The sequence below is a fragment of the Belnapia sp. F-4-1 genome (assembly GCF_000802185.1).
In the GTDB taxonomy this organism is placed as follows: Bacteria; Pseudomonadota; Alphaproteobacteria; order Acetobacterales; family Acetobacteraceae; genus Belnapia.
The window spans coordinates 2,603,283-2,629,680 of record NZ_KN676113.1; the positions used below are offsets into that span (position 1 = coordinate 2,603,283).

At 71.3% G+C, this 26,398-nt stretch carries 32 protein-coding genes; 15 read left to right on the plus strand and 17 right to left on the minus strand.

Annotated elements, in window-relative coordinates; genetic code table 11:
* Window positions 1-59: 59 nt before the first annotated feature.
* Entirely contained in the window at window positions 60-1,283 is a 1,224-nt protein-coding gene (locus LH62_RS12285; RefSeq protein WP_043361610.1) for an MFS transporter, read from the minus strand.
* 83 nt (window positions 1,284-1,366) lie between these two features.
* On the opposite strand from LH62_RS12285, the gene LH62_RS31990 reads away from it, so the two are divergent.
* Window positions 1,367-2,269 carry a LysR family transcriptional regulator gene (locus LH62_RS31990; protein WP_052214318.1) on the plus strand — a complete coding sequence of 301 codons (903 nt, stop codon included), beginning with the start codon at window positions 1,367-1,369 and terminating at the stop codon, window positions 2,267-2,269.
* On the opposite strand, the gene metC is transcribed toward LH62_RS31990, so the two are convergent.
* The 4 genes from metC to LH62_RS12310 are packed head-to-tail and all read right to left on the minus strand — an operon-like array spanning window position 2,258 to window position 5,673.
* Window positions 2,258-3,460: a cystathionine beta-lyase gene (metC, locus tag LH62_RS12295; protein WP_043365689.1), complete on the minus strand. Its 1,203-nt coding sequence runs from the start codon at window positions 3,458-3,460 to the stop codon at window positions 2,258-2,260. The two genes, LH62_RS31990 and metC, sit on opposite strands and share 12 nt — an antisense overlap.
* Window positions 3,460-4,305, minus strand: a complete 846-nt coding sequence (locus tag LH62_RS12300) for a sulfurtransferase (RefSeq protein ID WP_043361612.1) — start codon at window positions 4,303-4,305, stop codon at window positions 3,460-3,462. Before LH62_RS12300 ends, metC begins: the two co-directional genes overlap by 1 nt.
* A gap of 7 nt (window positions 4,306-4,312) precedes the next feature.
* Window positions 4,313-5,035: an alanyl-tRNA editing protein gene (locus tag LH62_RS12305; RefSeq protein ID WP_043361615.1), complete on the minus strand. Its 723-nt coding sequence runs from the start codon at window positions 5,033-5,035 to the stop codon at window positions 4,313-4,315.
* Window positions 5,035-5,673 carry an NUDIX domain-containing protein gene (locus tag LH62_RS12310; RefSeq protein ID WP_052214321.1) on the minus strand — a complete coding sequence of 213 codons (639 nt, stop codon included), beginning with the start codon at window positions 5,671-5,673 and terminating at the stop codon, window positions 5,035-5,037. Before LH62_RS12310 ends, LH62_RS12305 begins: the two co-directional genes overlap by 1 nt.
* A 37-nt stretch (window positions 5,674-5,710) precedes the next feature.
* Here LH62_RS12310 and LH62_RS12315 point away from each other — a divergent pair, with 37 nt between their 5' ends.
* Window positions 5,711-6,646 (plus strand): DMT family transporter, encoded by a 936-nt coding sequence (locus LH62_RS12315; RefSeq protein ID WP_043361619.1) that lies wholly within the window; start codon window positions 5,711-5,713, stop codon window positions 6,644-6,646.
* On the opposite strand, the gene LH62_RS28335 is transcribed toward LH62_RS12315, so the two are convergent.
* The 6 genes from LH62_RS28335 to parA all read right to left on the minus strand — a co-directional run bounded on the left by LH62_RS28335 (window position 6,636) and on the right by parA (window position 10,243).
* Window positions 6,636-7,766: a hypothetical protein gene (locus LH62_RS28335; protein ID WP_052214326.1), complete on the minus strand. Its 1,131-nt coding sequence runs from the start codon at window positions 7,764-7,766 to the stop codon at window positions 6,636-6,638. The two genes, LH62_RS12315 and LH62_RS28335, sit on opposite strands and share 11 nt — an antisense overlap.
* Before the next feature lie 14 nt (window positions 7,767-7,780).
* A complete protein-coding gene (locus tag LH62_RS12325; protein ID WP_043361624.1) occupies window positions 7,781-8,152 on the minus strand; it encodes a hypothetical protein in 372 nt (123 codons plus the stop codon).
* Window positions 8,153-8,274: 122 nt separating this feature from the next.
* Window positions 8,275-8,703, minus strand: a complete 429-nt coding sequence (locus tag LH62_RS12330; protein ID WP_043361627.1) for an N-acetyltransferase — start codon at window positions 8,701-8,703, stop codon at window positions 8,275-8,277.
* Window positions 8,700-9,146, minus strand: a complete 447-nt coding sequence (locus LH62_RS12335; RefSeq protein WP_052214329.1) for a GNAT family N-acetyltransferase — start codon at window positions 9,144-9,146, stop codon at window positions 8,700-8,702. The genes LH62_RS12330 and LH62_RS12335 overlap by 4 nt, the downstream gene beginning before the upstream one ends.
* Window positions 9,143-9,604 carry a CopD family protein gene (locus LH62_RS12340; RefSeq protein WP_043361629.1) on the minus strand — a complete coding sequence of 154 codons (462 nt, stop codon included), beginning with the start codon at window positions 9,602-9,604 and terminating at the stop codon, window positions 9,143-9,145. The genes LH62_RS12335 and LH62_RS12340 overlap by 4 nt, the downstream gene beginning before the upstream one ends.
* Before the next feature lie 3 nt (window positions 9,605-9,607).
* On the minus strand, window positions 9,608-10,243 hold the full coding sequence (parA, locus tag LH62_RS12345) for a ParA family partition ATPase (RefSeq protein WP_043361632.1): 636 nt from the start codon (window positions 10,241-10,243) through the stop codon (window positions 9,608-9,610).
* A gap of 110 nt (window positions 10,244-10,353) precedes the next feature.
* Between parA and LH62_RS12350 the strand changes: the two genes are divergently transcribed.
* The gene (locus LH62_RS12350) at window positions 10,354-11,094 is read left to right on the plus strand and encodes an SDR family NAD(P)-dependent oxidoreductase (RefSeq protein ID WP_043361634.1); all 741 of its coding nucleotides are present in this window, start codon (window positions 10,354-10,356) and stop codon (window positions 11,092-11,094) included.
* 1 nt (window position 11,095) lies between these two features.
* On the opposite strand, the gene LH62_RS12355 is transcribed toward LH62_RS12350, so the two are convergent.
* Window positions 11,096-11,770, minus strand: coding sequence for a DsbA family oxidoreductase (locus LH62_RS12355; RefSeq protein ID WP_043361636.1), 675 nt, complete (start codon window positions 11,768-11,770; stop codon window positions 11,096-11,098).
* Between the two features lie 120 nt (window positions 11,771-11,890).
* On the opposite strand from LH62_RS12355, the gene cysK reads away from it, so the two are divergent.
* The 5 genes from cysK (at window position 11,891) to LH62_RS12380 (ending at window position 16,389) form a co-directional block, all read left to right on the plus strand.
* Window positions 11,891-12,805 (plus strand): cysteine synthase A, encoded by a 915-nt coding sequence (gene cysK, locus LH62_RS12360; RefSeq protein ID WP_043361637.1) that lies wholly within the window; start codon window positions 11,891-11,893, stop codon window positions 12,803-12,805.
* Window positions 12,806-12,810: 5 nt separating this feature from the next.
* Window positions 12,811-13,605 (plus strand): enoyl-CoA hydratase/isomerase family protein, encoded by a 795-nt coding sequence (locus tag LH62_RS12365; RefSeq protein ID WP_052214332.1) that lies wholly within the window; start codon window positions 12,811-12,813, stop codon window positions 13,603-13,605.
* A 432-nt stretch (window positions 13,606-14,037) separates the two neighbouring features.
* Window positions 14,038-14,250 (plus strand): hypothetical protein, encoded by a 213-nt coding sequence (locus LH62_RS12370; protein WP_043361641.1) that lies wholly within the window; start codon window positions 14,038-14,040, stop codon window positions 14,248-14,250.
* A gap of 61 nt (window positions 14,251-14,311) precedes the next feature.
* The gene (gene otsB / locus LH62_RS12375; protein ID WP_043361643.1) at window positions 14,312-15,055 is read left to right on the plus strand and encodes a trehalose-phosphatase; all 744 of its coding nucleotides are present in this window, start codon (window positions 14,312-14,314) and stop codon (window positions 15,053-15,055) included.
* Window positions 15,052-16,389: a trehalose-6-phosphate synthase gene (locus tag LH62_RS12380; protein WP_043365699.1), complete on the plus strand. Its 1,338-nt coding sequence runs from the start codon at window positions 15,052-15,054 to the stop codon at window positions 16,387-16,389. Before otsB ends, LH62_RS12380 begins: the two co-directional genes overlap by 4 nt.
* A 98-nt stretch (window positions 16,390-16,487) precedes the next feature.
* On the opposite strand, the gene LH62_RS12385 is transcribed toward LH62_RS12380, so the two are convergent.
* Together LH62_RS12385 and LH62_RS12390 are read right to left on the minus strand one after the other, a co-directional pair.
* A complete protein-coding gene (locus tag LH62_RS12385; RefSeq protein ID WP_043361646.1) occupies window positions 16,488-17,123 on the minus strand; it encodes a glutathione S-transferase family protein in 636 nt (211 codons plus the stop codon).
* 3 nt (window positions 17,124-17,126) lie between these two features.
* Window positions 17,127-17,753 (minus strand): glutathione S-transferase family protein, encoded by a 627-nt coding sequence (locus LH62_RS12390; RefSeq protein ID WP_043361648.1) that lies wholly within the window; start codon window positions 17,751-17,753, stop codon window positions 17,127-17,129.
* A gap of 92 nt (window positions 17,754-17,845) precedes the next feature.
* On the opposite strand from LH62_RS12390, the gene LH62_RS12395 reads away from it, so the two are divergent.
* The 6 genes from LH62_RS12395 (at window position 17,846) to LH62_RS12420 (ending at window position 22,146) form a co-directional block, all read left to right on the plus strand.
* Window positions 17,846-18,322 carry a disulfide bond formation protein B gene (locus LH62_RS12395; protein ID WP_043361651.1) on the plus strand — a complete coding sequence of 159 codons (477 nt, stop codon included), beginning with the start codon at window positions 17,846-17,848 and terminating at the stop codon, window positions 18,320-18,322.
* A complete protein-coding gene (locus LH62_RS12400) occupies window positions 18,319-18,843 on the plus strand; it encodes a demethoxyubiquinone hydroxylase family protein (RefSeq protein WP_052214334.1) in 525 nt (174 codons plus the stop codon). Before LH62_RS12395 ends, LH62_RS12400 begins: the two co-directional genes overlap by 4 nt.
* Window positions 18,843-19,310: a nuclear transport factor 2 family protein gene (locus LH62_RS12405; protein ID WP_043361654.1), complete on the plus strand. Its 468-nt coding sequence runs from the start codon at window positions 18,843-18,845 to the stop codon at window positions 19,308-19,310. The genes LH62_RS12400 and LH62_RS12405 overlap by 1 nt, the downstream gene beginning before the upstream one ends.
* Before the next feature lie 62 nt (window positions 19,311-19,372).
* Window positions 19,373-19,951 carry a chromate transporter gene (locus LH62_RS12410; protein WP_052214335.1) on the plus strand — a complete coding sequence of 193 codons (579 nt, stop codon included), beginning with the start codon at window positions 19,373-19,375 and terminating at the stop codon, window positions 19,949-19,951.
* Window positions 19,948-20,466 carry a chromate transporter gene (locus LH62_RS12415; RefSeq protein WP_043361656.1) on the plus strand — a complete coding sequence of 173 codons (519 nt, stop codon included), beginning with the start codon at window positions 19,948-19,950 and terminating at the stop codon, window positions 20,464-20,466. Before LH62_RS12410 ends, LH62_RS12415 begins: the two co-directional genes overlap by 4 nt.
* Before the next feature lie 33 nt (window positions 20,467-20,499).
* Window positions 20,500-22,146, plus strand: a complete 1,647-nt coding sequence (locus tag LH62_RS12420; RefSeq protein WP_043361658.1) for an NAD(P)/FAD-dependent oxidoreductase — start codon at window positions 20,500-20,502, stop codon at window positions 22,144-22,146.
* Between the two features lie 4 nt (window positions 22,147-22,150).
* Here the strand turns inward: LH62_RS12420 and LH62_RS12425 are convergent, their stop codons facing one another.
* Genes LH62_RS12425 through LH62_RS12435 form a run of 3 tightly spaced genes read right to left on the minus strand, consistent with a single transcriptional unit; the run spans window position 22,151 to window position 25,833 of the window.
* On the minus strand, window positions 22,151-24,208 hold the full coding sequence (locus LH62_RS12425) for a TonB-dependent receptor domain-containing protein (RefSeq protein WP_043361665.1): 2,058 nt from the start codon (window positions 24,206-24,208) through the stop codon (window positions 22,151-22,153).
* 42 nt (window positions 24,209-24,250) lie between these two features.
* Window positions 24,251-24,628: a DUF2946 family protein gene (locus LH62_RS12430; protein WP_201445484.1), complete on the minus strand. Its 378-nt coding sequence runs from the start codon at window positions 24,626-24,628 to the stop codon at window positions 24,251-24,253.
* Window positions 24,629-24,654: 26 nt separating this feature from the next.
* Window positions 24,655-25,833: a 4-hydroxybenzoate 3-monooxygenase gene (locus tag LH62_RS12435; protein ID WP_369796762.1), complete on the minus strand. Its 1,179-nt coding sequence runs from the start codon at window positions 25,831-25,833 to the stop codon at window positions 24,655-24,657.
* Window positions 25,834-25,889: 56 nt separating this feature from the next.
* Between LH62_RS12435 and LH62_RS28340 the strand changes: the two genes are divergently transcribed.
* Window positions 25,890-26,360 (plus strand): MarR family winged helix-turn-helix transcriptional regulator, encoded by a 471-nt coding sequence (locus LH62_RS28340; RefSeq protein WP_052214337.1) that lies wholly within the window; start codon window positions 25,890-25,892, stop codon window positions 26,358-26,360.
* Window positions 26,361-26,398 lie beyond the last annotated feature (38 nt).

Here is a 26,398-nt window from a genome sequence, read left to right on the forward strand (position 1 = left end):
CAAGCGGCCTGACGGGTTGAAGGGGGTCCCGGCCGGAAGGCGGGGGCCCCTTTCTCGTATCAGGCGGCGGCTGGCCTCGCCGCGCCGGGCCGCCGCGGCAGGGCGGCCAGCATCTGGATCGTGCCGGCGACCAGCCCCATGCCAACCCCAAGCTTCCAGGCCAGGTCATAGGAGCCGAGCCGGTCGAAGATCAGCCCGCCGCCGAAGGCGCCGAGGAAGCTGCCGACCTGATGGCTGGTGAAGGCGAGGCCCTGCACCATGGCCTGCCAGCGCAGCCCGAACATCTCCGCCGTCATCCCGCCGACGAGCGGCGCCACGCCGAGCCAGAGGAAGCCCATGAGGGAGGCGAAGACCAGCGTGCTCCCCGGCGTCGGCGGCACGGCGAAGTACCAGGCGAGCACCAGCGAGCGCATCAGGTAGATGCCGCCCAGCAGCGCCGGCTTCGACCAGCGCCCGCCGGCCCAGCCGAAGAACAGGCTGCCAAGCACGTTGAAGCCGCCGATCGCCGCCAGCGCCTCGGCCGCCAGCATCGGGTCCATGCCGCAGATCTGCAGGTAGGAGGGCAGGTGGGTCGTCAGGAAGACGAGCTGCAGCCCGCAGATGAAATAGGCCCCCGACATGACGAGGAAGGGCCCGTGCCGCATGGCAAGGCCGAAGGCGGCGCCGGCCGTCGTCGCATCGTCCCGCGCCGGCGGCAGCTTCACCGCATCGACGCGCCCCGCCGCCCAGGCCGCGGGCAGCATGGCGAGGCCCAGCAGGAAGAAGCCGGCGACGCCGATGCGCCAGCCATAGCCGGCCGAGAGGATCTGCCCGATGGGTGCCGCGATCAGCGCCCCGAGCGAGCCGGCCGCCGAGACGATGCCGAGCACCGTGCTGCGCAAGGCCGGCGAGACGGGACGAGAGGCAACGGAGAGCGCCATGCCCGAGGCGGTGCAGGCCAGCGCCAGGCCGATCAGCACGCCGGCGCCGAGCGTCACCTCGATCGCCGAATGCGCCACCCCCAGCAGCGCCAGCCCGGCGAGATAGGCGAGCACGCCCACCATCAGCACAGGGCGGAAGCCGTAGCGCCCGGCGATCGCCCCGGCGAAGGGTTGCAGGAAGCCCCAGGCCAGGTTCTGCACCGCGACGGCCAGAGTGAACTGCGAGACGGCGATGCCGATATCCTGCACCGCCGGCTGCATGAAGAGGCCAAGGCTCTGCCGCAGTCCCATGGCGAGGCTCAGCATGACCGAGGCGCCGATGAGGATGGGCGCGACGGGCCTCAGCCCGCGAAGGTCAGCCATGATCCGGTTCGTCCCCTGGAATTCTGAGATGTCAGCAGACGCCTTGGCGCGACGCCCGTCCAACGAATAGTCTCCCTTCTGGGATGAGCTGGAATCATGCGAGCCATGCGGGTTTCGGTGGGCTGCCGCTCGCCGCGCTGCGCGCCTTCGAGGCGGCGGCGCGGCATGGCAGCTTCCAGTCCGGGGCCGCGGAGATCGGGCTGACGCCCTCGGCCGTCAGCCATCACGTGCGCGGACTGGAAGCGACGCTGGGTGTGCCGCTTTTCCGCCGCCTGCATCGCGGCGTGGCGCTGACCCCGGCCGGGGCGAGCCTGGCTGCCTCCCTTGCCGATGGGTTCGGCGCCATCGCCGCCGCCTATGCCGCGGCCCGGGCGCCGCGCGGTCCGCTCGCCGTCTCCGGCGCGCCGGTCTTCGCCGCGCGCTGGCTGCTGCCGGCGATGGACGCGCTGCGGCGCGAGGGGATCGAGCTGCGGGTGGAGCTTTCCAGCCGCGCGGCCGACCTCGAGAGCGGCGCCTGCGACGTCGCCATCCGCATGGGGCGGCGGCCGCCGGCGCATCTGGCCTCGGAGCGGCTGGCCTCGACCACGGCCGTGCTGCTCGCCTCGCCGGGGCGGATGGCCGGAAGGACGGCGCTGACGCCGGCGGAGATCGCCGAGGGGCCATTGCTCGGCATCAAGCCGCTGGCGGAGTTCTGGCCGCGGGTGCTGGCGCGCCTCGGCCTGCCGGAGGGACCGCGCCAGCAGATCGTCTCCGATTCCATGGAGGCGGCGCTGCGCATGGCGGAGGGCGGCTTCGGAATCGGCTTCGCGCCGGAGGTGGCGGTGCAGGACCGCATCGCCGCCGGCACGCTCTGCCTCGCCCATCCGCGGCGCTTCGGCGGCAATGGGCAATCCTATTGGTTCGTCACCCGGCCGGAGGCCGCCGCGCAGCCGGCCATCCGCCGGCTGCGGGAGTGGCTGAAGGCGGCGCTCGCCTCAGCGGGGTAGGGTGGCGAGCGCCTGCTCCAGATCGGCGATGAGGTCCGCCGGCTCCTCGAGACCGATATGCAGCCGCGCCATCGGCCCGCCGAACTCGCCCGTGCCGGCGCTGCGGGTGATGAAGCCCGTGGTCGGGATGGCGAGGCTCTCGAAGCCCCCCCAGCTCGCGCCGATGCCGAAGAGGGCGAGGCTGTCGATGACGCGCATCACATCCTCCATCGCATAGCGCGGCTGGAAGACGACGCCGAAGAGCGAGCAGGCGCCGGTGAAGTCGCGCTTCCAGATCGCATGCTGCGGATGGCTCGGCAGGGCAGGGTGCATCACCTGCATCACCTCCGGCCGCCCCTCCAGCCAGCGGGCGACCTCGAGCCCGCTCGCCTCCTGGCGCTTGAGCCTCACGGCCATGGTGCGGACGCCGCGCAGTGCCAGCCAGACATCGTCCGGCGAGGCATATTGGCCGAGCAGCGAGCCGGTGGTGCGCACGGCCTGCCAGTCGGCCTCGCTGTTCACCGTGACGCTGCCGAGCAGCACATCGGAATGGCCGCCGACATATTTGGTCAGCGCCTGGATCGAGACGTCGACGCCATGCTGGAAGGGCATGAAGTGGTGGATGCCCCAGGTGTTGTCCATCAGCACCTTCACCCCGCGCGCATGGGCAGCGCGGGCGATGGCCGGGATGTCCTGCACCTCGAAGGTGTGGCTGCCGGGGCTCTCGGTGTAGAAGACGCGGGTGTTCGGGCGAATCAGCGCGGCGGCGGCGGCCTCATCGACGGTCGGGTCGTAATAGGTCGTCTCGATGCCCCAGCCCTTGAGCAGCCCCTCGCAGATGTTGCGGGCCGGGCCATAGGCGCTGTCCGGCATCAGGCAGTGGTCGCCCGCCTTGAGATAGGCGAGCAGCGGCACCGCGACGGCGGCGAGGCCGGTGCCGACGACCAGGCAGCGCGTGCCGCCCTCGATCTCGGCGATGACATCCTCGAAGGCGTAGTGCGTCGGGCCGCCCTGCGTCCCGTAGGTCATGTATTGTTCGAAGCGGTGCTTCGCGCCTTCGCGCCGCGCCTCGCAGTTGGGAAAGAGCACGGTGGAGCCGCGATGCACCGGCGGGTTCACGAAGCCATGCACATGCGTCCCCGCCCGGCCGGCATGGCTGAGACGGGTGGCGAAGCCCTGCGTCTTCGTCGAGGGGATGGAATCGTCCGGCATCAGGCGTGCACCTTCGGGGTTTCGGGCCGCCCGGCCCATTCGGTCCAGGAGCCGTCATAGACGGCGGGCTCGGGGAAGCCGGCCTGCACCAGGCCGAGCGAGAGGATGCAGGCAGTGACGCCCGTGCCGCAGGAGGTGACGACCGGCCGCTCCATGGTGACGCCGGCCGCGGTGAAGCGGGCGCGCAGCGCCGCTGGCTCCAGCATGGTCTGGTCCGGCCGCAGCAACTCGTTGAAGGGCACGTTCGCCGCACCCGGCATGTGGCCGGAGGGCAGGCCGGGCCGCGGCTCCGGCGCCGTGCCGTCGAACCGGCCCTTGGCACGGGCATCGAGGATCAGCGCCCCGCCGCCGCCCTGGCGCACGATGCGCTTCACGTCGCCGATGCCGCGCACCAGTTCGGCCTGGAAATCGGCGACGAAATCCACGGAATCGCGCGGCGGCGGCGGGCCGGCTTCGGCCGGGCGGCCTTCCTTCAGCCATTTCGGCAATCCGCCATCCAGCACGGCCGCCTGGGTGTGGCCGAAGAGTCGCATCAGCCACCAGCCGCGCGCCGCCGAGGCCAGCCCCTTCTGGTCGTAGAAGACAAGGCGCGCGCTGTTGGAGACGCCGAGCAGCCCCATCAGCTTCTCGAACCGCGCCGGGCTCGGGATCATGTGCGGCAGCGAGGCGTCCGGGTCGGCGATGAGGTCGATGTCGAAGTAGTCGGCGCCCGGGACATGCGCCTCGGCGTATTTCGCGCGGCCGTCATGCGGCTCGTTGGGCAGGTATTTCGTGGTATCGAAGATCATCAGGTCCGGCTTGCCGAGTTCGGCCGCCAGCCATTCCGTGGAAACCAGGTTCTCCATCGACTGCCTACTCCCCGGCGAGCACGAGATAGACCCGCCTGTTCTGCTTGCCCTTGTTCTCGAGCTTCGTCACCTCGAGCCGGCCGATCTCGCCGGTGCGGCGCACATGCGTCCCCCCGCAAGGCTGCAGGTCGACCGGCGCCGCCTCCGGCCCGATCCGCACCAGACGGATGCGCCCGGCGCCGCGCGGCGGCTGCACCGAGAGGGTGCGGACGAGGGAGGGGTTGGCCTCCAGCTCCGCCTCGCTGATCCAGCGCTCGCCGACGGGGTGGTCGGCGGCGACCAGCGCGTTCAGCGCCTCGGTCAGCGACTCCTTGGTGGGCGGCGCGGCGAGGTCGAAATCGAGGCGGGAGCGGTCGGCGCCGATCTGCCCGCCGGTGACGCCGGCGCCGGGGATCAGGCTGCACAGCAGATGCAGCGCGGTGTGCATCCGCATGTGCCGGTGGCGCGGGCCCCAGTCGAGCACGGCCGTGACGGCGGCGCCGACCGGCGGCAGCGCCGCGCCCTCGGCGGGGAGGTGGAGAACGCTGTCCTCCGGCCCCTTCACCGCCTTGATCACCGGCATCTCGCCGCCCTCCCAGCGGAGCCATCCGGCATCGCCGGGCTGGCCGCCGGCCTGGGCGTAGAAGGGGGTACGGTCCAGCACCACCCCCTCGGGCCCGGCGGCGAGCACGGTGGCCGCCGCTTCGGTGAGATAGGCGTCGTCGCGGTAGAGCAGTTCGGTCGGCATCAAACCCATTCCTGTCGCAGCCGGGCGCGGTGGTGGCGCAGCCACCAGAGGCAGAGCCCGGCCGTCGCATTCTCGATGCGGTGCCCGTCCAGCAGGACGAAGGCTTCCTCCGCCGGCAGGATCAGCACCCGGATATCCTCGCCCTCGTTCACCAGGCCATGGGTGCCGGCTTCGGCGGCCTCGGGCAGGGTGACGCGGGCGGCATAGAGGAACATCGTCTCGTCGCAGCCGCCCTGCATCAACATGGTGCGGCTGATGAACTCCATCGGCCCGGCGCGGAGGCCGGTTTCCTCCTCCAGCTCGCGCCGTGCCGCCGCTTCCGGATCCTCGCCCTGCTCCAGCAGGCCGGCGGCGCATTCGGTCATGATGCCGGGGAAGCCGGCGGCGAGCGCAGGCAGGCGGAACTGCTCGATCAGCGCCACCGCATCCGCCGCCGGGTCGTAGGGCAGCACGGCGACGCCACGGCCGCGGCGCCACAACTCCCAGGTCAGCTCGGCCGAGCGCGCCCCGTCGAAGCGCTGGTAGCTGAAGCGCACGCGCTGCAGCGGGAAGCGGCCGTCCCAGACGACCTCATCCGCCAGCACATCGAGACCGGGATGCGCCGGGATGGGCGGCGCCTTGGGTGATCTGGCTTTCATGCGCCGGCGACCCTAGCCTTGGCGGGAAACGCCGTCCATGGACACCCAGACCGAAACCCTCCCTGCCGAGCCCGCCTCGGACCTCGCCGCGCGACGCCGGCGTGCCGTGCTCGGCGTGCTGGGCGCGGCCGCCGTCTTCTCGTTGGCCGCCGCGCTGGTGAAGGGGCTGCGCGGCGAACTGCCGCTGGCGCAGGTGGTGCTCTGCCGCAACCTCTTCGCCATCCCGGCCCTGCTGCCGCTGCTCTGGCAGGCGGGCGGCATCGCCGCGCTCCGCACCCGGAACCCGGTGCTGCACGGGGTGCGGATGCTGACCGGCCTGGTCGGCATGGCGGGCGCCTTCTACGGCTACACGGTGCTGCCGCTGGCGACCGTCACCGCGCTCGGCTTCACCATGCCGCTCTTCCTGACGTTGCTCTCCATCCCCCTGCTCGGTGAGCGGGTGGGGCCGCGGCGGGGGCTGGCGGTGCTGGTCGGCTTCGGCGGCGTGCTGCTGATGGCGCTGCCCATGGGCGGAACGGGCGGTGGGGCGGGGCAGGGGCACCTGCCGGGGACGCTCGCCGTGCTGGCGGGCGCGGTCTGCTGGGCGCTCTCGATGATCACCATCCGCCGCATGGGCCATGCCGGCGAAAGCAATGCGACGATCGTGCTCTGGTTCGCCCTCGGCGCAACGCTGGTCTCGGGCGCCCTCGCGCTGCCCGTCTGGGTGCCGCCCACCCCGCTGCAATGGGCGATGCTGGCCGGCACCGGCCTGCTCTCCGCCATCGCCCAGGTGATGATGACGGAGGCCTACAGGCGGGGCGAGGCGACGCTGCTCGCCCCCTTCGAATACTCCGCCATCCTCTGGACGACGCTGATGGGCGTGCTGCTCTGGGGCGAGCTGCCGGATGGCTGGGACGTCGCCGGCATCGCCGTGCTGGTCGGCAGCGGCCTCTATATCTGGCGGCGAGAGGTGGCCCTCGGCCTCAGGCGGTGAGCGCCGGCACCGGCACCGGCTGGCGGCCCTCGGCGCGGCCATGGCGGCGGTAGTGCTCGCGGCCCGAGGACAACTGCTCCGCCTTCACCGCAGCCTGCACATCCGGATACCGCTGCAGGTACCAGGACTCGTCGAACTCGAATTCCTCCTGCTCCTCCGCATCCGGCTCGGGCGGGGCGAGGCGGCCGGTTTCGGCGCGCAGGCGCAGAAGCTGGATCTGCAGCAGCATCACCGCCTCCTGCGCGTGGTTGCGGGCGTTCTCGGCTTCGTTGCGGGCGATGGTGAGGCTGGCCTGCTCGGCCTCGAGCCGGGCGAGGGTCTCGGCGGCGGTGCTGGCTTCGGCCACGGCCTTGCCGGCCCTTGCTTCGGCAGCAGCTTCCGCCCGGCGGGCGGCGTCGCGCTCGGAGCGGAGGCTGATGGCCTCCGCCTCGGCCGACTCGCGGGCGGTGCGGTTCTGCTCGGCAAGGCTCGTCGCCTCGGCGGCGCGGGCCGCGGCGGCGGCTTCCGCCTGACAGGCGGCGTCGCGCTCGGTGCGGAGGCTGGCGGCCTCCGCCTCGGTCGCCTGCCGGGCCTTCAGCAGCGCATCGCGTTCGTCGCGGACGCGGAGGGCGGCGGCGCGCAATTCGTTGAAGCGGGACTCGGCGGTCTTGCGTGCCTCCTCGGCCGCCTGGCGGGCAGCGAGATGCGCGGCCCATCCGGCGCGGAGGCCGGCGATGTCCGCCTCGGCGGCCTGGCGGGCGGCGAGGTGCTCGTTCCAGGCGGCGCGCAGCCCTGCCGCCTCGGCCTCCGCCGCCTGCGCCCGGGCCTCGGCGGCCGCGATGCGAGCCTCCGCCGCCTGGCGGGCGGCGAGATGTTCGTCCCATCCCGCACGCATCGCCGTGGCATCGGCCAGCGCCTGCACGGCCTTGGCTTCGGCGGCGCTGCGGGCGGCGGCATGGGCGTCCCATTCGGCGCGGAGCTCGGCTGCCTCGGCGATCGCCGCATCGGCATGGCGCTGGAGCAGCACGCGCTCGTATTCAGCCCGGCCGATCAGGGCCGAAAGCCGTTCGTATTCGGCGCGGTAGTCGTCGCGCTCCGCCTCGATCTGCCGCTTGGCCGGCCTCAGGACCCGTTCGAGCATCGTATCCGTCCTGTTCAGCCGCCCTGGGGCCGGATGCCGCGCGCCATCAGGCGGAGGCTCCCGGCCATGACCCGCAGCCGCGTCGCCAGCTGGCGGAGGCCGCGCCGGCGCAGCGGGTTCCAGCGCCCGCGGCGTTCGGCCAGGCAGCGTTCCGCCGCGGCCTCGCATTGCCGCGCAGCGGCTTCCAGCCCGGCGAGATAACCCTGGGTGAAATCGCGGTCCTGCTCCTCATCGGCCAGCCAGCCACCCTGCAACCAGGTCCCGAGGCTGCCGGCGAGCGGAGCGGGAAGAGGTGTCCCTGCCTCGGCCAGCCCCAGGGCGATGGACCGCAGCAACGCCATCTCCGCCGTGGGCGGCGCCCCGGCCAGGTCTTGCTGCTCGCCCAACACCGGGACCCCCTATCAACCGCGAAGCGCGCCACCATACCGGAGCAAGCTTGCCGGAATGCTGACCGCCAAGCCCCTTCTTCTAACGCCGCGGTTGCGTCTGTCAGCGGGAAAACGCCGCCTCAGACGGGTTCGAGACGCTTGGCGAACCAGTAGCGGATGGCGCCTGGCGGCATGTCGATCACCTGCCCGACCTCGACATAGCCCTGCTTGCGGTAGAAGTCCGGCGCCTGGAAGGACCAGGTGTTGAGATGGGTGCCGATGCAGCCGTTCTCCTGCGCCAGCACCTCGGCCGCGGCGAGCAGGCGGCTGCCCCAGCCCTGGCCGCGGAGGGCCTCGGCAACCCAGAGCCAGTCGACATAAAGCCAGCCCCAGGCGATGTCGCATCGGGCTCCGCCCTGAACCGCGCCGGCCGCATCGCGCGCCAGGACCCAGTGCTCCACCCCGCGCAGCCGGCCATAGGCCGCGCGGTTATGCGCGGCGAGGCCACGGCCGACCGCCTTCCGGTCGGCGAGGGCGGGCCGCGCCGCGGTTTCCAGGGCGAGGGTCACAGCGTCTTCTGGAACCAGATGCGGGCATGGCCGGGCGGCATGCCTTCGAGCCGGCCGAATTCGGCATAGCCGTGCCGGGTCCAGAAGGCCGGGGCCTGGAAGCTGAAGGTATCCGTATAGGCATGGGTACAGCCGCGGGCGCGGGCGATGGCCTCCGCCCGCTCCAGCAACTGCCCGCCGAGCCCTTGGCCGCGCTGCTCCGGTGCCATCCACAGCCAATCGATGAAGAGCCAGTTCCAGTAGGTGAGGCCGAGCAGCCCGCCGCGGACCTCGCCGGCCGGGTCGCGGGCGAGGACGGTCACCGGCTCCCGGTCATAGGGGCCGCCCATCTCCTGGTTGTAGGCATGGAGGCCGCGCTGGATGGCGGCGACGGCCTCCATCTCCGGATAGTCGTCCTCGCTGATCTCGATGGCGGGCCGGCTGTCTCGCTGCGGGTCGCTCATCCGCCGAACCGCCCCCAGGCGGCGACGCCCGTGGTCAGCAGGCCGAGGACGAGATTCATGACGATGAGCTGGCGGATGCGGTCGGCCTGCACGGCGGCGCCGGCCGCATCGCCCCGGGCGCGGGCCGTGCGGAATTCCCGCCAGGGCCCGGTGACGATGGTGAGGAAGACCCCGACCATCAGCAGCGCGGTGAGATGCATGACATGGATGTGCCACCCCGCGCCGCGGAAGCCGCCATACCAGCCGAAGAGCAGCAGGTAGCCGGTCAGCAGCAGGATCGGCATGGCATGCCAGACGATGAGGAAGAATCGCTTCAGCACCGCCTCGTGCAGGGCGAGGCGCTGCGGCGGCTCCAGCACCGCGAGCGCCGGGCGGAGGACGAGGATGGCGAAGACCATCCCCCCGACCCAGAGCACCGCCCCGAGCACGTGGAGGGCGTAGAACAGGCTACCCAGCATCGATCATTCCTTGGACATGGCGGCGATGGCAGCCGCGAGCGCCCGCAGTTCGGCTGCGGCGGGGCTCTTCGGCGCGGACTCGGTCACCGCGAGCCCATCGAGGAAGGCGGTGACGAATTCAACCCTGTTGCCGAGGCTGCTCCCCAGTACCGGCACGCCGCGCTCGGCGAGCGCCGCCCGGATGCTCTCCCGCAGCCGGCCCTGCGCGGGCACGCGGTTGAGCACGGCGGTGACACGGCGATGCGCCTCGACCGCCAGCTTCACCGTCGCCTCGCTGGCCCAGAAATCGGCGGGCGAGGGTTGCATCGGCATCAGGATGAGGTCGGCGGCGCGGATCACCTGCTTCGTCTCGGTCTCGGCATGGGGCGGGGTGTCGACGATGACGAAGTCCTGGTCGCGCCGCAGCCGGTCCAGCGCACCCGGGACGCGCCAGCCGGAGGGGCTGTCGAAGCTCAGCGACCGGGCGCGGGCGCCCTGCTTCTGCCGCTCCTGGTGCCAGCGGGCGAGGGATTGCTGCGGGTCCGTATCCAGCAGGGTGACGCGGTGGCCCTCGCCCGCCAGCGCCGCCGCCAGGTTGGCCGCGACGGTCGACTTCCCGGCGCCCCCCTTCTGCTGCGCCACTGCCACGACGAAGGCCATGCCTGCTGCTCCCTGCGCGAAAGCGGGCAACCTAGCCCGGATCGGCGCGGAGGCCAGCATCGCCATGCCGGGAGCCCCGGTTTAGCCTGGGCATCTTGAGGGAGGGTTGCATGAACCAGCTTGATCTTCAGGGGCGTGTCGCCGCCATCACCGGCGGGGCGCGCGGCATCGGGCTCGCCATCGCCGAGCGCATGGCGGCAAGCGGTGGCCGCGTCGCGCTCTGGGATGTCGACCTGGCCGAGGCGGAACGGCAGGCGGCACGCCTCGGCGGCGTCGCGGCGCGGGTGGACGTGACCGACCTCGCGACGATCGAGGCCGCGCTCCAGGCGACCGAGGCGGCGCTCGGGCCGCTCGACATCCTCGTCGCCAATGCCGGGATCACCGGGCCGAATGCGCCGGTCGAGAGCTATCCGGTCGATGCCTGGCGGCAGGTGATCGAGATCGACCTGACGGGCGTCTTCCTCTGCTGCCGGGCGGTGGTGCCGGGGATGCGGGCGCGCAACTACGGCCGCATCGTCAACATCGCCTCGGTCGCCGGCAAGGAGGGCAACCCGAATGCCGCGGCCTACTCGGCGGCGAAGGCGGGGGTGATCGGCCTGACCAAGTCGCTCGGCAAGGAGCTGGCGACCACCGGCATCCGGGTGAATTGCGTGACGCCGGCGGCGGCGAAGACCGACATCTTCAAGCAGATGACCGAGGCGCAGATCGGCTACATGCTCAGCAAGATCCCGGCGAACCGCTTCGTCGATGTCGAGGAGATCGCGGCGCTTGCCTGCTGGCTGGCGACCGAGGATTGCAGCTTCTCGACCGGGGCGGTGTTCGACGTGTCGGGTGGCCGGGCGACCTACTGAGCTAGGCCGCCTGCTGGCGAAGGATGGCAAGGCCCCGTCGGATCGCCTCCGCGATCCGCTCGGCCGGCATCGCCCCGCTGAACAGCACATGCCCGTCGAGCGCGAAGGTCGGCACGCCGGAGAGGCCCATCTGGCGAAAGCCGGCATCCTCGGCGCGGATTTCCTCGGCCCCTTCGCTGCTGGCGAGGAAGGCCGCGGCCGCTTCGGCATCGAGCCCCGCCTCGCCGGCCAGCGCGGCGAGCACCTCGGGCTGGCCGATATCCCGGCCTTCCTGGAAATAGGCGCGGAAGATCGCCTCCTTCACGGCCGATTGCAGGGCGAGGCTGCGCTCCCCGGCCCAATGGATCAGGCGGTGCGCGGCGATGGTGTTCGGCGTCCGCTGCATCAGGTCGTGGCGGAATTCGAGTCCGGCGGCACGACCGGCCGTGGCGACCTGCGCATCCAGCTCCCGCCCACGCGCCTCGCTGCCGAATTTGGCGGCGCGGTAGCTGGCGCGGTCGACACCCTCCGCTGGCATGTCCGGGTTGAGCTGGAAGGCGCGCCAATGCACCTCGAACCGCTCGCCCTCGTCTGCCAGGAGGGCCAGCGCGCCTTCGAGGTTGCGCTTGCCGATCCAGCACCAGGGGCAGATGGCGTCGGAGACCACGTCGATCCGCGAGGGGCGGGGCTGGTCCATGGGTATTCTCCTGCTGGTCCCGGCAAGGTCGGCCCTCGGCCTTGCCGGTGCAAGATGCGTCCCGCTGGACTAGCGCCCGGCGTGCCACCATCTTCCCCGGCGCAACCGGGAGGAGCCCCGATGAAGGTCCAGAACGTCCTCGCCACCATCGGCGGCACGCCGCATATCCGCCTCAACCGGCTCTTCGCCGGAGCGGAGGTCTGGATCAAGTCGGAGCGGTCGAATCCGGGCGGCTCGATCAAGGACCGCATCGCGCTGTCCATGGTGGAAGCGGCCGAGGCGTCCGGCGTGCTGAAGCCGGGCGGCACGATCGTCGAGCCGACCTCGGGCAATACCGGCATCGGCCTCGCCATGGTGGCGGCGGTGAAGGGCTACCGGCTGATCCTCGTCATGCCGGAAAGCATGTCGGTCGAGCGGCGGCGGCTGATGCTGGCCTATGGCGCGAGCTTCGACCTGACGCCGCGGGCGGGCGGGATGAAGGCCGCCATCGCCCGGGCGCAGGAGATCGTCGCCGCGACGCCCGGCGCCTGGCTGGCGCAGCAATTCGAGAATCCGGCCAACCCGGAGGTCCATGCCCGCACCACCGCGCAGGAAATCCTGCAGGACTTCCCGGAGGGAATCGATGCGCTCATCACCGGCGTCGGCACTGGCGGGCACATCACCGGCTGCGCGCGGGTGCTGAAGGCGCAGTGGCCGGGCCTGAAGGTCTTCGCGGTGGAGCCCGCGGCCTCGCCGGTGATCTCGGGCGGCGAGCCCTCGCCGCACCCGATCCAGGGCATCGGCGCCGGCTTCATCCCGGCGAATCTGGAAACCGGGCTGCTCGACGGCGTCGTCAAGGTCCAGGCCGACGACGCCAAGGAGTATGCCCGGCGCTCGGCGCGCGAGGAGGGGCTGCTGGTCGGCATCTCCTCCGGCGCGACGCTCGCCGCCATCGCGCAGAAGCTGCCGGAACTGCCCTCCGGGGCGCGGGTGCTCGGCTTCAACTACGACACCGGCGAGCGTTACTTCTCGGTCGCTGATTTCCTGCCGGAGTGAACGGAATGGCCGAGGAAACCCCGCTGCTGGTGACCCGCGAGGGCCCGGTGGTCCGTGCCACCATGAACCGGCCGGAACGCCGCAACGCCCTCAGCATGGCCATGGGCGAGGCCTGGGACCGGCTGCTGGCCGAACTCGCCACCGACCGCAGCGCGCGGGTGCTGGTGATCGCCGGCGCCGGCGGGCATTTCTGCGCCGGCCTCGACCTGACCGAGGTGGCCTCCGACGAGGCGCCGGAGCAGAAGCTGGCCCGGCAGCAGGCCCGCAACCGCCGCACCGGCGCCCGCTTTGCCGATATCGCGGCGCTGCCCCAGGTGGTGATCGCGGCGATCGAGGGTTCCTGCCATGCCGGCGGGCTCGGCTTCGCCTGCGCGGCGGATATCGCCCTGGCCGCCGGCAATGCCCGCTTCGCCGCGCCCGAGGTACGGCGTGGCCTGGTGCCGGCGCAGATCCTGCCCTGGCTGGTGCGGCGCATGGGGCGGCCGGCGGCGACGCGCCTGGTGCTGGAAGCGACGGTGATCGACGCGGCGGAGGCCGGGCGGATCGGCGTGGTGCACCAGGTGCTGCCCGATGCGGCGGGGCTCGCGGCGCAGCTGGAGGCGACCATCGCCGCGGTGCTCGAGGGTGCGCCGGGGGCGCTGGCCGAGACCAAGGGGCTGCTGGCCGCCCTCGGGCCCATCGCGCCGGAGGCCTATGCCGAGGCGGGGGCGGCCGCCTTCGCCCGGACCGCGTCCAGCGAGGAGGCGCAGGAAGGCATCGCCGCTTTCAAGGCGAAGCGGAAGCCGCGCTGGGCCGGCTAACTGCTCTGGAAATCATTCGGGCTTGGCGGCCCGGGCGCAGTCGCCGGAGTCCTGGATGGCAAAGGGCCTTGAGCCATACCAATGGCTTGAAGCATGACCCGCGACGAGATGGTCGCGGGTCATGGTATTTTGCCGTCCTCAGCCTGAGGGGTTCCGCGACGCAGCAAGACCGCAAGAAGTCTGCTTGGTGCTGCCGCTGATGAGCCGATCCGGAGGTTTTTGAGCCGACTCCAGGCCGCCCACTTCTTGGGTGCTTGCTTGGCGCAACGATCAGCGCGTCGAGGGTTAATTGGCTCGATGCGCCGTCCGTGCTCCGAGCCGACAGGCAGCCAAGGGAGAAGATCACTTTTTCGGGAGATTCATATCGCGATATCGTGTATGCCGTGTGTATCGGCCTCCAAGGGGCCGTTCCTTGCGGAAGGGCGGCATTGCATGCGCGACAAATCCCGTGGCGAATGGCGCATCGAAACCTTCGCGCTCGCCATCGCCGTCCTGTGGATGCTGGCGCTGCAACTCATCTGCGTCGTCCTCTGGGATGGCGGCTGGCTGACCCGTCAGGGCGCGCTGGTCCACTGGTTGCTCGTCGGCGTGCTTCCGCCGGCGCTTGCCCTCTGGCAGCTGGAAGGCCACCGGCCCGTGGCTTGACAGGCCGGTCTCACGCAGCCGTGACGCAACCGCGGCGGCGATCTCTGCTTGTTCCGGCCGCATGCCTGATCTCATCACCCTGCCGCCGCCGCCCCGGGTTCCAGGCCTGGGGCCGATCGCGGATGCGGCGCTTTTCCTCGATTTCGACGGAACGCTGGTGGAGATCGCCCCGCGTCCCGACGCGGTGGTCGTGCCGGAGCAACTGCCGCCCCTGCTGCACCGGCTGACCGAGAGGCTGGGCGGCGCCCTGGCCGTGGTCAGCGGCCGGGCGCTCGCCGCGCTCGACCATTTCCTGCCGGTGCCGATACCCAAGGCGGGGGACCATGGCGCCTCGCTTCGCCCGGATCCCTTCGCCCCGCCCCTCCTGCCGGATTTCGCTGATGTTCCGCCGGAGTGGCGGGCCGCGGCCGGTACGCTGGTCGCCCAGCACCCTGGCGCGCTGGTGGAAGACAAGGCGCATGGCTTCGTCATCCATTACCGCTTGGCGCCGGGCATGGGGGAGGCGGCGCGCGAGCTGCTTGCCGGCTTCGTTGCGCAGAACCCCCAGGCCTTCGACCTGCTCGAGGCCCGCATGGCCTGGGAACTCCGGCCGCACGGCGCTTCCAAGGCAACGGCGGTGCATGCGCTGATGACCCGCGCGCCCTTCACCGGCCGCACCCCCGTCTTCATCGGCGATGACGTGACCGACGAGGAAGGGATGGAGGCCGCCCGCAGCTATGGCGGCCAGGGCTGGCGGCTCGATGACATGTTCGGCACCCCGCAGGTGCTGCGCGAATGGCTCGCCGAGGCCGCGTCCGGACGATGAGACAACGCCTCGTCATCGTCGCCAACCGCGTGCCCAATCCCAAGGACCGCGGCGCCACGGCCGGCGGCCTCGCGGTGGCCTTGCAGGACGCCGTTGCCCAGCGCGAGGCAATGTGGTTCGGCTGGTCCGGCCAGACCGCCGAAGCCACGGCGGCACGGCCGAACGAGCTGGTGCAGGGCAAGCTCACCTATGCGACGCTCGACCTCGGGCGTGGGGACTATTCCCGCTACTACACCGGCTTCGCCAATGCCGTGCTCTGGCCGACGCTGCACTACCGGCTCGGCCTGGCTCGCTTCCTGCGGGAGGATTATGCCGGATACCGCGCGGTCAATGCCGCCTTCGCCGCCGCCCTCGCGCCGCTGCTGCGCCCGGACGACCTGGTGTGGACGCACGACTTCCACCTTTTCCCCTTCGGGCGGGAGTTGCGGCGGCTCGGCTGCACCCAGCGGCAGGGCTTCTTCCTGCACGTGCCGTTTCCGCCCTTCGGCCTGTTCTGTGCCCTTCCGCGCGCGGAGGAGCTGCTGGCCGACCTCGCCGCCTATGACGTGATCGGCGTGCAGACCGAGGACGACGCCGCCAACCTGCGCGGCGCGCTGGAGGCAGTGGGGCAGGGCGAGGCCGCCCGCCGGGTCGCGGCCTTTCCCGTCGGCATCGACGCCGAGGCCTTCCTTCGCCTCGCCGAGCGGGCCCTGTCCCGTGCCGAGACCCGCCGCTTCGAGCAGAGCCTCGTCGGCCGTGCCCTCGTCATGGGCGTGGACCGGCTGGACTACACCAAGGGCCTGCCGCAGCGCTTCGCCGGCTATGCCCAGCTGCTGGCCCGCTTCACCGCCAATCGCGGCCGGGCGACCTATCTCCAGGTGACGCCCGTGTCGCGCGGCGACGTGGCGCAATACCGCAGCCTCCGGCGCGAGCTCGACGAATGGGCCGGGCGCATCAACGGGCAGTATGCCGAGCCCGACTGGGTGCCGTTGCGATACATGACGCGGCCGGTGCAGCGGCCTGTGCTGGCAGGTTTCATGCGCCTTGCCCGGGTCGGGCTCGTGACGCCGCTGCGCGACGGGATGAACCTCGTCGCCAAGGAATACGTGGCGGCGCAGGATCCGGCCGATCCCGGCGTGCTGGTGCTGTCCCGCTTTGCCGGCGCCTCGCCCTCCATGCCGGGCGCGCTGCTGGTCAATCCGCTCGACCCGGACGAGATCGCCGAGAGCCTGGACGCGGCGCTCGCCATGCCGCGGGAGGAACGGGTGGCGCGCTGGCAGGCCAACCGCCCCGCCGTCTGGGAGGCGAGCGCCAAGGCCTGGAGCCAGTCCTTCCTGGCGGCGCTGGAGGGCTAGAGCGGTTTCCGCTCGGCTGCGCTTGCGGAAACCGCTCCAGCCTGTTGCTCGAACGAGCAGATTGCCCTTTGGGTGTTTTCACCCGTTCGGGGTTTGCTCTAGCTCAGCGGCACCGCGACATGGGTGCGGTAGGGCGTCCGCTCCCGCAGCCTCTCGTACCAGCCGCGCAGCCGCGGCAGGTCGGGCCGCTCGATCGGCAGCTGGAACCAGCGATGGAGGAAGCCGCCAAGGGCGATGTCGCCCAGGCCAAAGCCGCCGGCGATGTAGTTCCGCCCCTCCAGCGCCGCGTCGGCGATGCGCCAGAGCCGCGCCGCCGCCGCCTGCGCCGCCTCCGCCGCGGCGAGGTCGCGCCGTTCCGCCGGCGTCCGCACCCAGGTCCAGAAGATCACCCGCATCGGCTCGTTCATCGAGGCGAGCGTCCAGTCCATCCAGCGCTCGGCATCGGCCCGCGCCTCGGGCGCCTCCGCATAGAAGGCATTGCCGCCCGGCTGGGTGCGGCAGAGGTAGCGGAGGATCGCGTGGCTTTCCCAGAGCGTGTAGCCATGCGGCATGACGAGGGTCGGCACCGTGGCGTTCGGGTTCATCGCCGCATACTCGGCATCCCGCGTGCGGCCGAACTCCCCTCCGGCATCGATGCGGTGGAAGGGGATGGCCAGCTCGTCGAGCAGCCAGAGCACCTTCATCACATTGACCGAAGTGGCCCGGCCCCAGACGGTGATCGGCGAATGATCCATGGTTCAGCGCATCTCGACGGCAACATGGGTGGCGAAACCGGGGTGGCGCTCGCGCAGGCGGGCGTACCAGGCTTCGAGGCGGGGCATCGGCGCCCGCGCGACCGGCAGGGCGAACCAGCGGTGCAGATAGGGGCCGAGCGCGATGTCGGCCAGGGAGAAGCCACCGGCCACGTAGTCCCGGCCCTCGAGTTGCCGGTCCACCATCGCCCAGAGCCGCTCGGCCGCATCGCGCGCGCGGGCGGTGGCGGCGTGGTTGCGCTCGGCCTCGGGCGTGCGGACATAGGTGAAGAAGATCGTCACCATGGGCGGGTTCAGGCTGGCGAGCTGCCAGTCCATCCAGCGCTCGACATCGGCACGGGCGCGCGGTTCGGCGGGGTGGAGCGGGCTTCCCGGCGCATGGGTGGCAACCAGGTAGCGGAGGATCGAATTGCTCTCCCAGAGGGAGAAGCCGTCCGGCTCCTCGATGGTGGGCACCGTGCCGTTGGGGTTCATGGCAAGGTAGCCGGGCTCGTCGGTGCGGCCGAAGGCGCCGCCGGCCTCGATTCGCTCATAGGGAAGGCGAAGCTCCTCGCAGAGCCAGAGCAGCTTCATCACGTTGCTCGAGCTGGTGCGGCCCCAGAGCCTCAGCATCGCCCTGCCTCCCCCGATCCGGCGCGGACCCTATGCGCCCTTGGCCGCGCGGTCCAGTTGCGCCGGAGGCCAGGCGGCGCCACACAGGCGGCATGATCGCCACGCTCGCCCTTGCCCTGGCAGCCGCCGCGGCGCCGCTCTTCGCCCGCGCCAGCGAGGATATCTGGGGCATCGCCCCCTGCGAGCTCTGCACTTGGCAGCGCGTGCCCTACTGGGTGGCGGCAGCGCTGGCCCTGGCCGCCGCACTGCTGCCCCGGGCGCGGCGGCCGCTGGCCCTGCTGGCGATCCTGGCGGTGCTCGCCTCGGGCGCCATCGCCGCCTTCCATGTCGGGGTGGAGCAGGGCTGGTGGCCCTCGCCCCTGGCCGGCTGCCAGATGCCGCGCTCCGCCGGCGGGGCAAGCGTCGACGACCTCATGCGCTCGCTGGCCGCGGCCCCGTCCAAGCCCTGCGACGCGCCGACCTACCTGATCCCTGGCCTGCCGATCTCCATGGCCGGGATGAACCTGCTCTATGCGCTTGGCCTTTCGGCCCTGGCCGCCATCTGGATGCGGAGAGGAGTACGCCGATGACGATGAAGACCGACCGGCGGATGGTGGAGGAGACCATCCGCGTGGACCATGCCGGGGAATACGGCGCCAAGCGCATCTACCAGGGCCAACTCGCCGTGCTGCGCGGCACGAAATGGGAAGGGCTGATCCGCCACATGCAGGAGCAGGAGCAGGTGCATCTCGACACCTTCTCCCGCCTGATCGGCGAGCGCCGGGTGCGTCCGACGGCGTTGCTGCCGGTCTGGCACGTCGCCGGCTTTGCCCTCGGCGCGGCGACCGCCATGCTCGGCCACCGCGCCGCCATGGCCTGCACCGTTGCGGTGGAGGAGGCGATCGACGAGCATTACCAGGCGCAGGAGGCGGCGCTCGGCGAGGACGAAGGGCCGCTCCGCGCCCATATCGTGCAGTTCCGGGCCGAGGAGCTGGAGCACCGCGATATCGGCCTGGAGCACGAGGCGGAGCAGGCTCCCGCCTACCGGCTGCTGAGCGCCGCCATCAAGGCCGGCTGCAAGGTGGCGATCAAGGTGAGCGAGAAGATCTGATGGACACCCTGCCCCTGCCGGAAGCCGATGCCGCCACCACCGAGGCGGTGAAGGACTGGCTGGGGCGCTTCGCCGCCTGCGTGCGGGAGGTGGACTACGCCTCCGCCTACCCCTTCTGGCACGACAACATCGTCATCTTCGGCACCTATCAGGAGCTGGTGCGCAGCCGCCAGGCCTGGACCGACACCCAGTGGGACAATGTCTGGCCGCGGACCGAGGGCTTTGCCTTCGACCTCGGCAGTACGCTGGTGCTGGCCTCGCCGGACGGGGCGATGGCGGTCGCGGTCACCCCCTGGGACAGCACCGGCTTCCACCCGGACGGCACGCCCTTCCCGCGGCCCGGCCGGGCGACCATCGTGCTGGCGCGGCAACCGGATGGGCGTTGGGTCGGCGTCCACAGCCACATGTCGCTCCAGCGCGGCGTGCCGCAGGACAGCCATGGCCGGCGGCCGGTGAAGGCGAGGTAGGCCGCCGCCTGGACCTCCGGGCGCTTCGGCGCGAGCATGGCAGGACGTCCCGGAGAGCCGTCTTGCCCGAAGCCCCGCCGCCCGCCACCGTCATCCCCGGCCCCGCCGAGCTCTTCGCCGGCTATCTGAAGATCGGCCTGTTCGGCTTCGGCGGGGTGGCGGCCTGGGCGCGCCGCGTCATCGTCGAGGAGCGGCACTGGCTCACCGAGCGCGAGTACGCCGAGGTGCTGGGCCTCGGCCAGGTGCTGCCCGGCCCCAATGTCGGCAATGCGGCGGTGATGATCGGGCGGCGCTTCCATGGCCTTTCCGGCGCGCTGCTGGCGACGGCGGGCCTTTATTGCGCGCCCTTCGTCATCCTGGTGCTGCTTTGCCTGTTCTACGACCGCTACGGCCAGCTGCCGGCGGTCGCGCCGGTGATGGCAGGCATCGCGGCCGGGGCGGCGGGGATGGTGATCGGCACCGCCTTCAAGATGGCCGGCAAGCTGAAGCTGCGGGCGGAGGCCGTCGCCATCCTGCTGCTGGCGACCCTCGGCGCCGCCTGGCTCGGCCTGCCGCTGCCGGTGATCGTGCTGGTGCTCGGGCCCATCTCCATCGCCTTCTCGCTCTGGCGGGCGGGGCTGATCGGGGGGACGGCGCGGTGATCCTCCAGATCCTCCTCACCTTCTCGATCCTCTCCCTGGTGGCGATCGGCGGCGCCAATGCCGTGCTGCCCGAGATGCATCGCCAACTCGTCGAGCTGCATGGCTGGCTGGACGACGCGACCTTCTCCCAGCTCTACGCCCTGGCCCAGGCCGCGCCGGGGCCGAACATCCTCGTCGCCAGCGTGATGGGCTGGCGCATCGCCGGCGCCGGCGGCATGGCGGCGGCGACCTTCGGCATGCTGGTGCCGGCGGCCATCCTCGCCTGGTACGTGGCCGGGCTGATGCACCGGCTGCGCGGCGCCGCCTGGCTGAAGCCGGCCCAGGGCGGGCTGGTGCCGGTGGCGATCGGGCTGATCCTCGCCGCCGGCATCACCATGGCGGAGGCCTCGCACAGCCATGGGGTGATGCCGCTCATCGTCGTCGCCATCTCCACCCTCTTCGTCTGGCGGACCAATTACAGCCCGCTCTGGGTGCTGGCAGGCGGCGGGGTGCTGGGGGCTGTCTTCCTTAGCTGAACGACTTGCGGAATGCTTCATCAGGAGGAAACGATGTCCGACACGACGCTCACTGAGGCAGGCCCGGCACCAGCGACCTCCGCCGGCTTCGACTACGACGCCATCGTCATCGGCGCCGGCATGTCGGGCATGTACCAGCTCATCCGCCTGCGCCGGCTCGGCCTGCGAGCGAAGGTCTTCGAGGCCGGGACGGGCGTCGGCGGCACCTGGTACTGGAACCGCTATCCCGGCGCCCGCTTCGATTCCGAGAGCTACTCCTACGGCTATTCCTTCGACGAGGAATTGCTACAGGAGTGGAACTGGTCGGAGCATTTCGCCCCGCAACCGGAGACGCTGCGCTACCTGAACCGCGTCGCCGACAAATACGACCTGCGCCGCGACATTCAGTTCGAGGCCCGCGTCGCCAGCGCATTCTACGACGATGCGGCGCGCGGCTGGACCATCACGCTGGAGGACGGCAGCCGGCACCGCTCGCGCTTCCTCATCACCGCCATCGGCGTGCTCTCGACGCCGACCCTGCCGCGGATCGAGGGCATCGACAGCTTCCAGGGCCAGTCCTGGCACACGGCGCGCTGGCCGAAGGAGCCGGTTGATTTCGCTGGCAAGCGGGTGGCGGTGATCGGCACGGGCGCGACGGGCGTGCAGACCATCCAGGAGGTGGCAAAGACCGCGGCGCAGCTCACCATCTTCCAGCGGACGCCCAACTGGTGCGCGCCGCTGCACAACCGGCCGATCACCGAGGAGGAGCAGCGGCGCATCAAGGAGAGCTACCCGGAGATCTTCCGCCGCTGCCAGGAGACCTTCTCCTGCTTCCTCCACACCGCCGACCCGCGCGGCACCTTCGAGGTCACGCCCGAGGAACGCGAGGCCTTCTACGAGGAGCTCTACGCCTCGCCCGGCTTCGGCATCTGGGTCGGCAATTTCCGCGACATGCTGACCGACCCGGCGGCCAACCGCGAGATCTCGGACTTCGTGGCGCGCAAGATCCGCCAGCGGGTGAAGGACCCGAAGGTGGCGGAAATGCTGATCCCGAAGAACCACGGCTTCGGCACCCGCCGCCTGCCGCTGGAGACGCAGTACTACGAGGTCTACAACCAGGACAACGTCACCCTGGTCGACAGCACGGCGACGCCCATCGAGCGGGTCACGCCGACGGGCATCAGGACCAGCGCGGCGGAGTACGAGTTCGACATCATCGTCTACGCCACCGGCTTCGATGCACTCACCGGCGCCTTTGACCGCATCGACATCCGCGGCCAGGACGGGCGCCGGCTGAAGGAGGCCTGGGCCGGCGGGGCGCGGACCTTCATGGGCATGATGGTGGAAAGCTTCCCCAACATGCTGATGCTGCTCGGCCCGCATACCGCGCTCGGCAACATCCCGCGCAGCATCGAGTACAATGTCGAGTGGGTCAGCGCCCTGCTGCGCCACATGCAGGAGCACGGGCTGACCCGGGCCGAGGCCCGGCCGGAAGCGGCGCAGGCCTGGACCGACCACGTGATATCCTGTGCCGAGGGGCTGCTCACCTTCCAGGTCGATTCCTGGATGACGGGCGTCAACCGCAACGTCGAGGGCAAGCAGACCCGCACCATCGCCCGCTATGCCGGCAGCGCCCCGGCCTACCGCGCCTGGTGCGACGAGGTGGCCGCCGGCGGATACCGGGAGCTGGTGCTGGACTGACGGGCTAGAAGCTCATCCGCGCGCCCAGGTAGAGGCTCCGCCCTTCGCCCGGATAGAAGACGGCGGTGTTCGTTCCCGCGGCGCTGGCGTTCTGGAGGGTGCCGAGGTCGCTGACATAGCGCTTGTTGGTGAGGTTCCGCGCGTCGAGGAAGAGCGAAAGGTTGGGCGCGACCCGCAGCCCCGCCTCGAGCCCGATCCGGAAGTATTGGTTCGCCCGCAGCGTGTTGGCATAGTCCGCCCAGGCACCCTGCGGCACCCAGTCGAGCACCGGGGAAACGAAGCCGCGCTCCTCCGGCGCCGCGTAGGTCAATGTCGTCCGCAGCACATGCGGCGGCAGGCCGGCGATGCGGTTGTCGCCATATTGCCGGTCGCCGCGGAAGCGGAAGTCGTTCCAGGTCCAGACCTGGCGCAGCGTCACCCGGTCGCCCGTCATCGCCACGCCGCGGGCGAGGTTCGCATAGGCGGCGAATTCGACGCCCTGGTTCACCGTGTTGCCGGCATTGAAGGTGCTCGTCGGGATGCTCGGATCGACGGTGAATTGCAGCAGCTGGCCGCGGATGTTGGAGCGGAACAGCGTCAGGTCCCAGCCATAGCCCTTGTAGCGGCCGCGGGTGCCAAGCTCCACCGTCCAGGCGCGCTGTGCCTGCAGCGGCACCCAGAAGGGCCGGTTGTTCACCGTCTGAAGCTGGTCGGAGAAGTCCGGCACGTCCTGGCTGCGTGTGAGGTTGGCGAAGACCTGCACTGCCGGCCGCGGCTGCCAGAGCACCCCGATCCTCGGGTTCAGCCCCTCATAGACGCGGCCGAAGCGCTGGCCGGTCAGCCGGTTCTCGTAGTCCCGCTCGTTGCGCAGTATCTTGGCGCCGGTGACGAGGGCAACGGTTGGCAGCACCCAGAGGCGGTTCTCGGCGAAGGCCTCGTAGTTCTGCGCCCGCTGCACGCCGTTCGCCGTCAGCGTCCCGCGCGAGCCGCGGATGTTGACGTATTGCAGCGCATCGTTGGTGCCGGCGAAGTAGCGCCCGCCGAGCACCAGCTCGCCCCGCAGCCCGGCCAGCTCGTAGCGCTGCGTCCAGCGCGGAGCGATGCCCCAGGTCAGCCCGTCCTGGTCGATCACCTGGAAGATCGGGTGGTAGAGCTGCTTGTGGGTGATCCAGCTGTCGACATCCACCTGCCCGGCATCGAGGCGGATGCTGGTGCGGTTGGCGAAGCGCTCGGCCCAGACATTGCGCGCCTGGTTGCCGCTGATGGCCGCGGGGCTGGCGACCTGCGGCCGGTTCAGCGCATCGGCAAGGGTGAGGGAGCCGGGCAGCTGCTGCCGGACGATATAGGCGCCGGCGTAGAAGCGCGTCTCCACCCGGTCATTGATGCGGTAGCCGAGATTGGCGTTGAACTGCTCGTACTGGCTGCGGCTGTGCTGCCGCCACCCGTCGGAATGGGCGATGCTGCCCGCCGCCAGCGCGTCCCAGTCGCCGAAGACCGCCGAGGTTTGGCCGGAGAGCCGCCAGGTGCCGTAGGTCCCGCCCTCGACGCGCAGGCTGTTCGCCTCCACCGCCGTGCGCGCGGTGGGCGTGACGAAATTGATCGCGCCGCCGAGGGTCGAGCTGCCGAAGGCCAGCGCGTTGCCGCCGGGATAGACCGCCGCCGAGCGCACCGCGCTCGGGTCGATCTGGTAGAAGTCGCCGCTGCCATCGGCGAAGTTGACCGGCACGCCGTCCTGCAGCACCTCGACGCCGCGCAGGTGGAATCCCCGCGCGATGCCGGAGCCGCGGATGGAGAGCCGCAGCTCCTGCCCGTAGCGGCTTTGGACGAGGACGCCGGGCGTATCCGCCAGCATGTCGCGCAGGGTGAAGGCATAGCGGTTGGCGAAGTCCTTTCCGTCCACGAAGCGCACGGCGGCAGGCGTCTGCTCCAGCGCCTCCCGCTGCTCGGCGACGGAGGGGGCAGTGAGGGAGCCCGGCGCCTGGCCGGTGACGACGAGGTCGGGGAGGGTGGTCTGGCCGAAGGCCGGGCCGGCGATGCCGGCAAGCAGCAAGGCGCGCCGCGTGGCGCGCGAAAGCGGATGCATGATGGGAGACTCCTGACGAAAGCGACGGCGGGCGTGCTGGCGTCAGGCGGCGGGCGGGGCTCTCGGCTGCTGCGGCGGGGCGCGGGCCGGGGTGGGCGGCATGCCCTCCCGGTTGGCATAGGGCGCCGGCGCATAGGCGATGCGCAGCGCCGGCAACTGCGGCCCGGGCGAGGCCGGGGCCACGCCGCCGGGGCAGACCGGGCAGCTGTCATGCATCGCCTGGGGCGGATCGGCCGGCTGCCCGTCGGCATCGAGGTGCAGGACGCGGATGCCCTCCGCGGTGCAGATCTCGATCCCCCCGGCTGCCCCGAGCGCCGCCAGGCAATGCGCGAAGGCCTGGCCCCACTGCAGCATCAGCAGCAGGGCCAGCATCGCCGTCAGCAGGGGCGGGCGCCGGGCCATGCCGCCGCTATGCCGCATCGGCCGCGGCCTGTCACCCCGGCGGTTCAGGCAAAGGGCATGCCGACATAGGTCTCGGCCAGCGCCGTCGCCGCGGCGTGGGAGCCGGTGACGAGCTCCAGCTCCGCCAGCTGCCGCCGCTCGTCGAATTCGCTGGCGCCCTCGAAGCGGTGCAGCATGGAGGTCATCCACCAGGAGAAATGCTGCGCCCGCCAGACCCGCCGCAGCGCCGTTGCGGTATAGGCCTCCAGCTTCGCCATGCCCTCGCCGGCGAAGTGGGCGCCGAGCGCGCGGTCGAGGTGCCAGACATCGCTGGCGGCGAGGTTGAGCCCCTTCGCGCCCGTGGGCGGCACCGCATGCGCCGCGTCGCCGGCGAGGAAGAGCCGGCCATATTGCATCGGCTCGCAGACGAAGCTGCGCATCGGCACGATGTTCTTCTGGAAGATGCGGCCCTCCTTCAGCCGGAAGCCATCCTCCCCCGCCACACGCGCCTGCAGCTCCGCCCAGATCCGGTCCTCCGACCAGTTCTCGACGCTGTCGTTCGGGTCGCACTGGAAGTACATGCGCTGCACCTCCGGCGTGCGGCTGCTGATGAGGGCGAAGCCGCGCTCGTGCCGCGCATAGACCAGCTCCTCGGAGGAGGGCGGCGCCTCGCAGAGGATGCCGAACCAGCCGAAGGGATAGATTCGGAGATAGTCGCGCCGCCGGTCCGCGGGGATGGCCGGCCGGCAGGCGCCATAGGAGCCGTCCGCCCCCACCACCATGTCGCACTGCAACTCGCGCGCCTGCCCTTCGGCATCGGTGAAGCGCAGCACCGGCCGGTCGGTCGTGACATCGGCCACCTCCGTGACCTTGGCGCTGAACAGGATCTTGCCGCCCTGGGCGAGGCGGGCGGCGATCAGGTCCTTCAGCACCTCGTGCTGCGGGTAGAGCGTGGCGACGCGGCCGGTGAGCCCCTCGAAGTCGATCCGGTGATTCTGCCCGCCGAAGCGCAGGATGGTGCCGTGATGCACCACGCCCTCCCGCCGCAGCCGGTCGGCGACGCCGAGCTCCGCCATCAGGTCCACGGTCGACTGCTCGAGGATGCCGGCGCGGATCGTCGCCTCGATCGCTGCCCGGTCGCGCGACTCGATGATGACCGAGGCGATGCCCTGCCGCTCCAGCATGAGCGCGAGCAGCAGCCCTGCGGGCCCGGCGCCGACGATCCCCACCTGTGTGCGCATCATGCCTCCTCCAACCCGCCGGGCTTCCGGCGGCGGGGCGTCCACGATAGACCGGAATCATGCCGAAGCCCGCCCCCGAGCCCGAGGTCGCCCCGCCTCGGGAGAATGCAATCGCCTCGCCCCTGGCGGAAAGCCCGGCCTTCCTCGTCCGCCTCGCCCAGCTCCGGGCCTTCGACGAATTCCACCGCAATTTCGCCGAGCTCGGGGTGACGCCGGCGGGCTTCTCGGTCTTCGCGCTGATCGTCGCCAATCCCGGCATCCGCCCGGGCGCCATCGCCGAGGAACTGCGGGTGAAGCCCTCCAATGTCGCGGTGCTGGTGAACGGGCTGGTGGCGGCCGGGCTGGTGCGGCGCGAGGCCGACCAGGCGGAGCTGCGGGCCAGCCTGCTGCATCCGACCGCGGCTGGCAGCCGCGCCTGGCGCGAGATGGACCGCACTCATCGGGAGACGGATGCGCAATTCGCCGCCGGCCTCACCCCGGCCGAGCGCAGCCAATTCGTGACGCTGCTGCGGAAGCTCCTGCATCGCTGAGACGCTTTCCCCTCTTGAGGGGATTATTATGCAGCTTA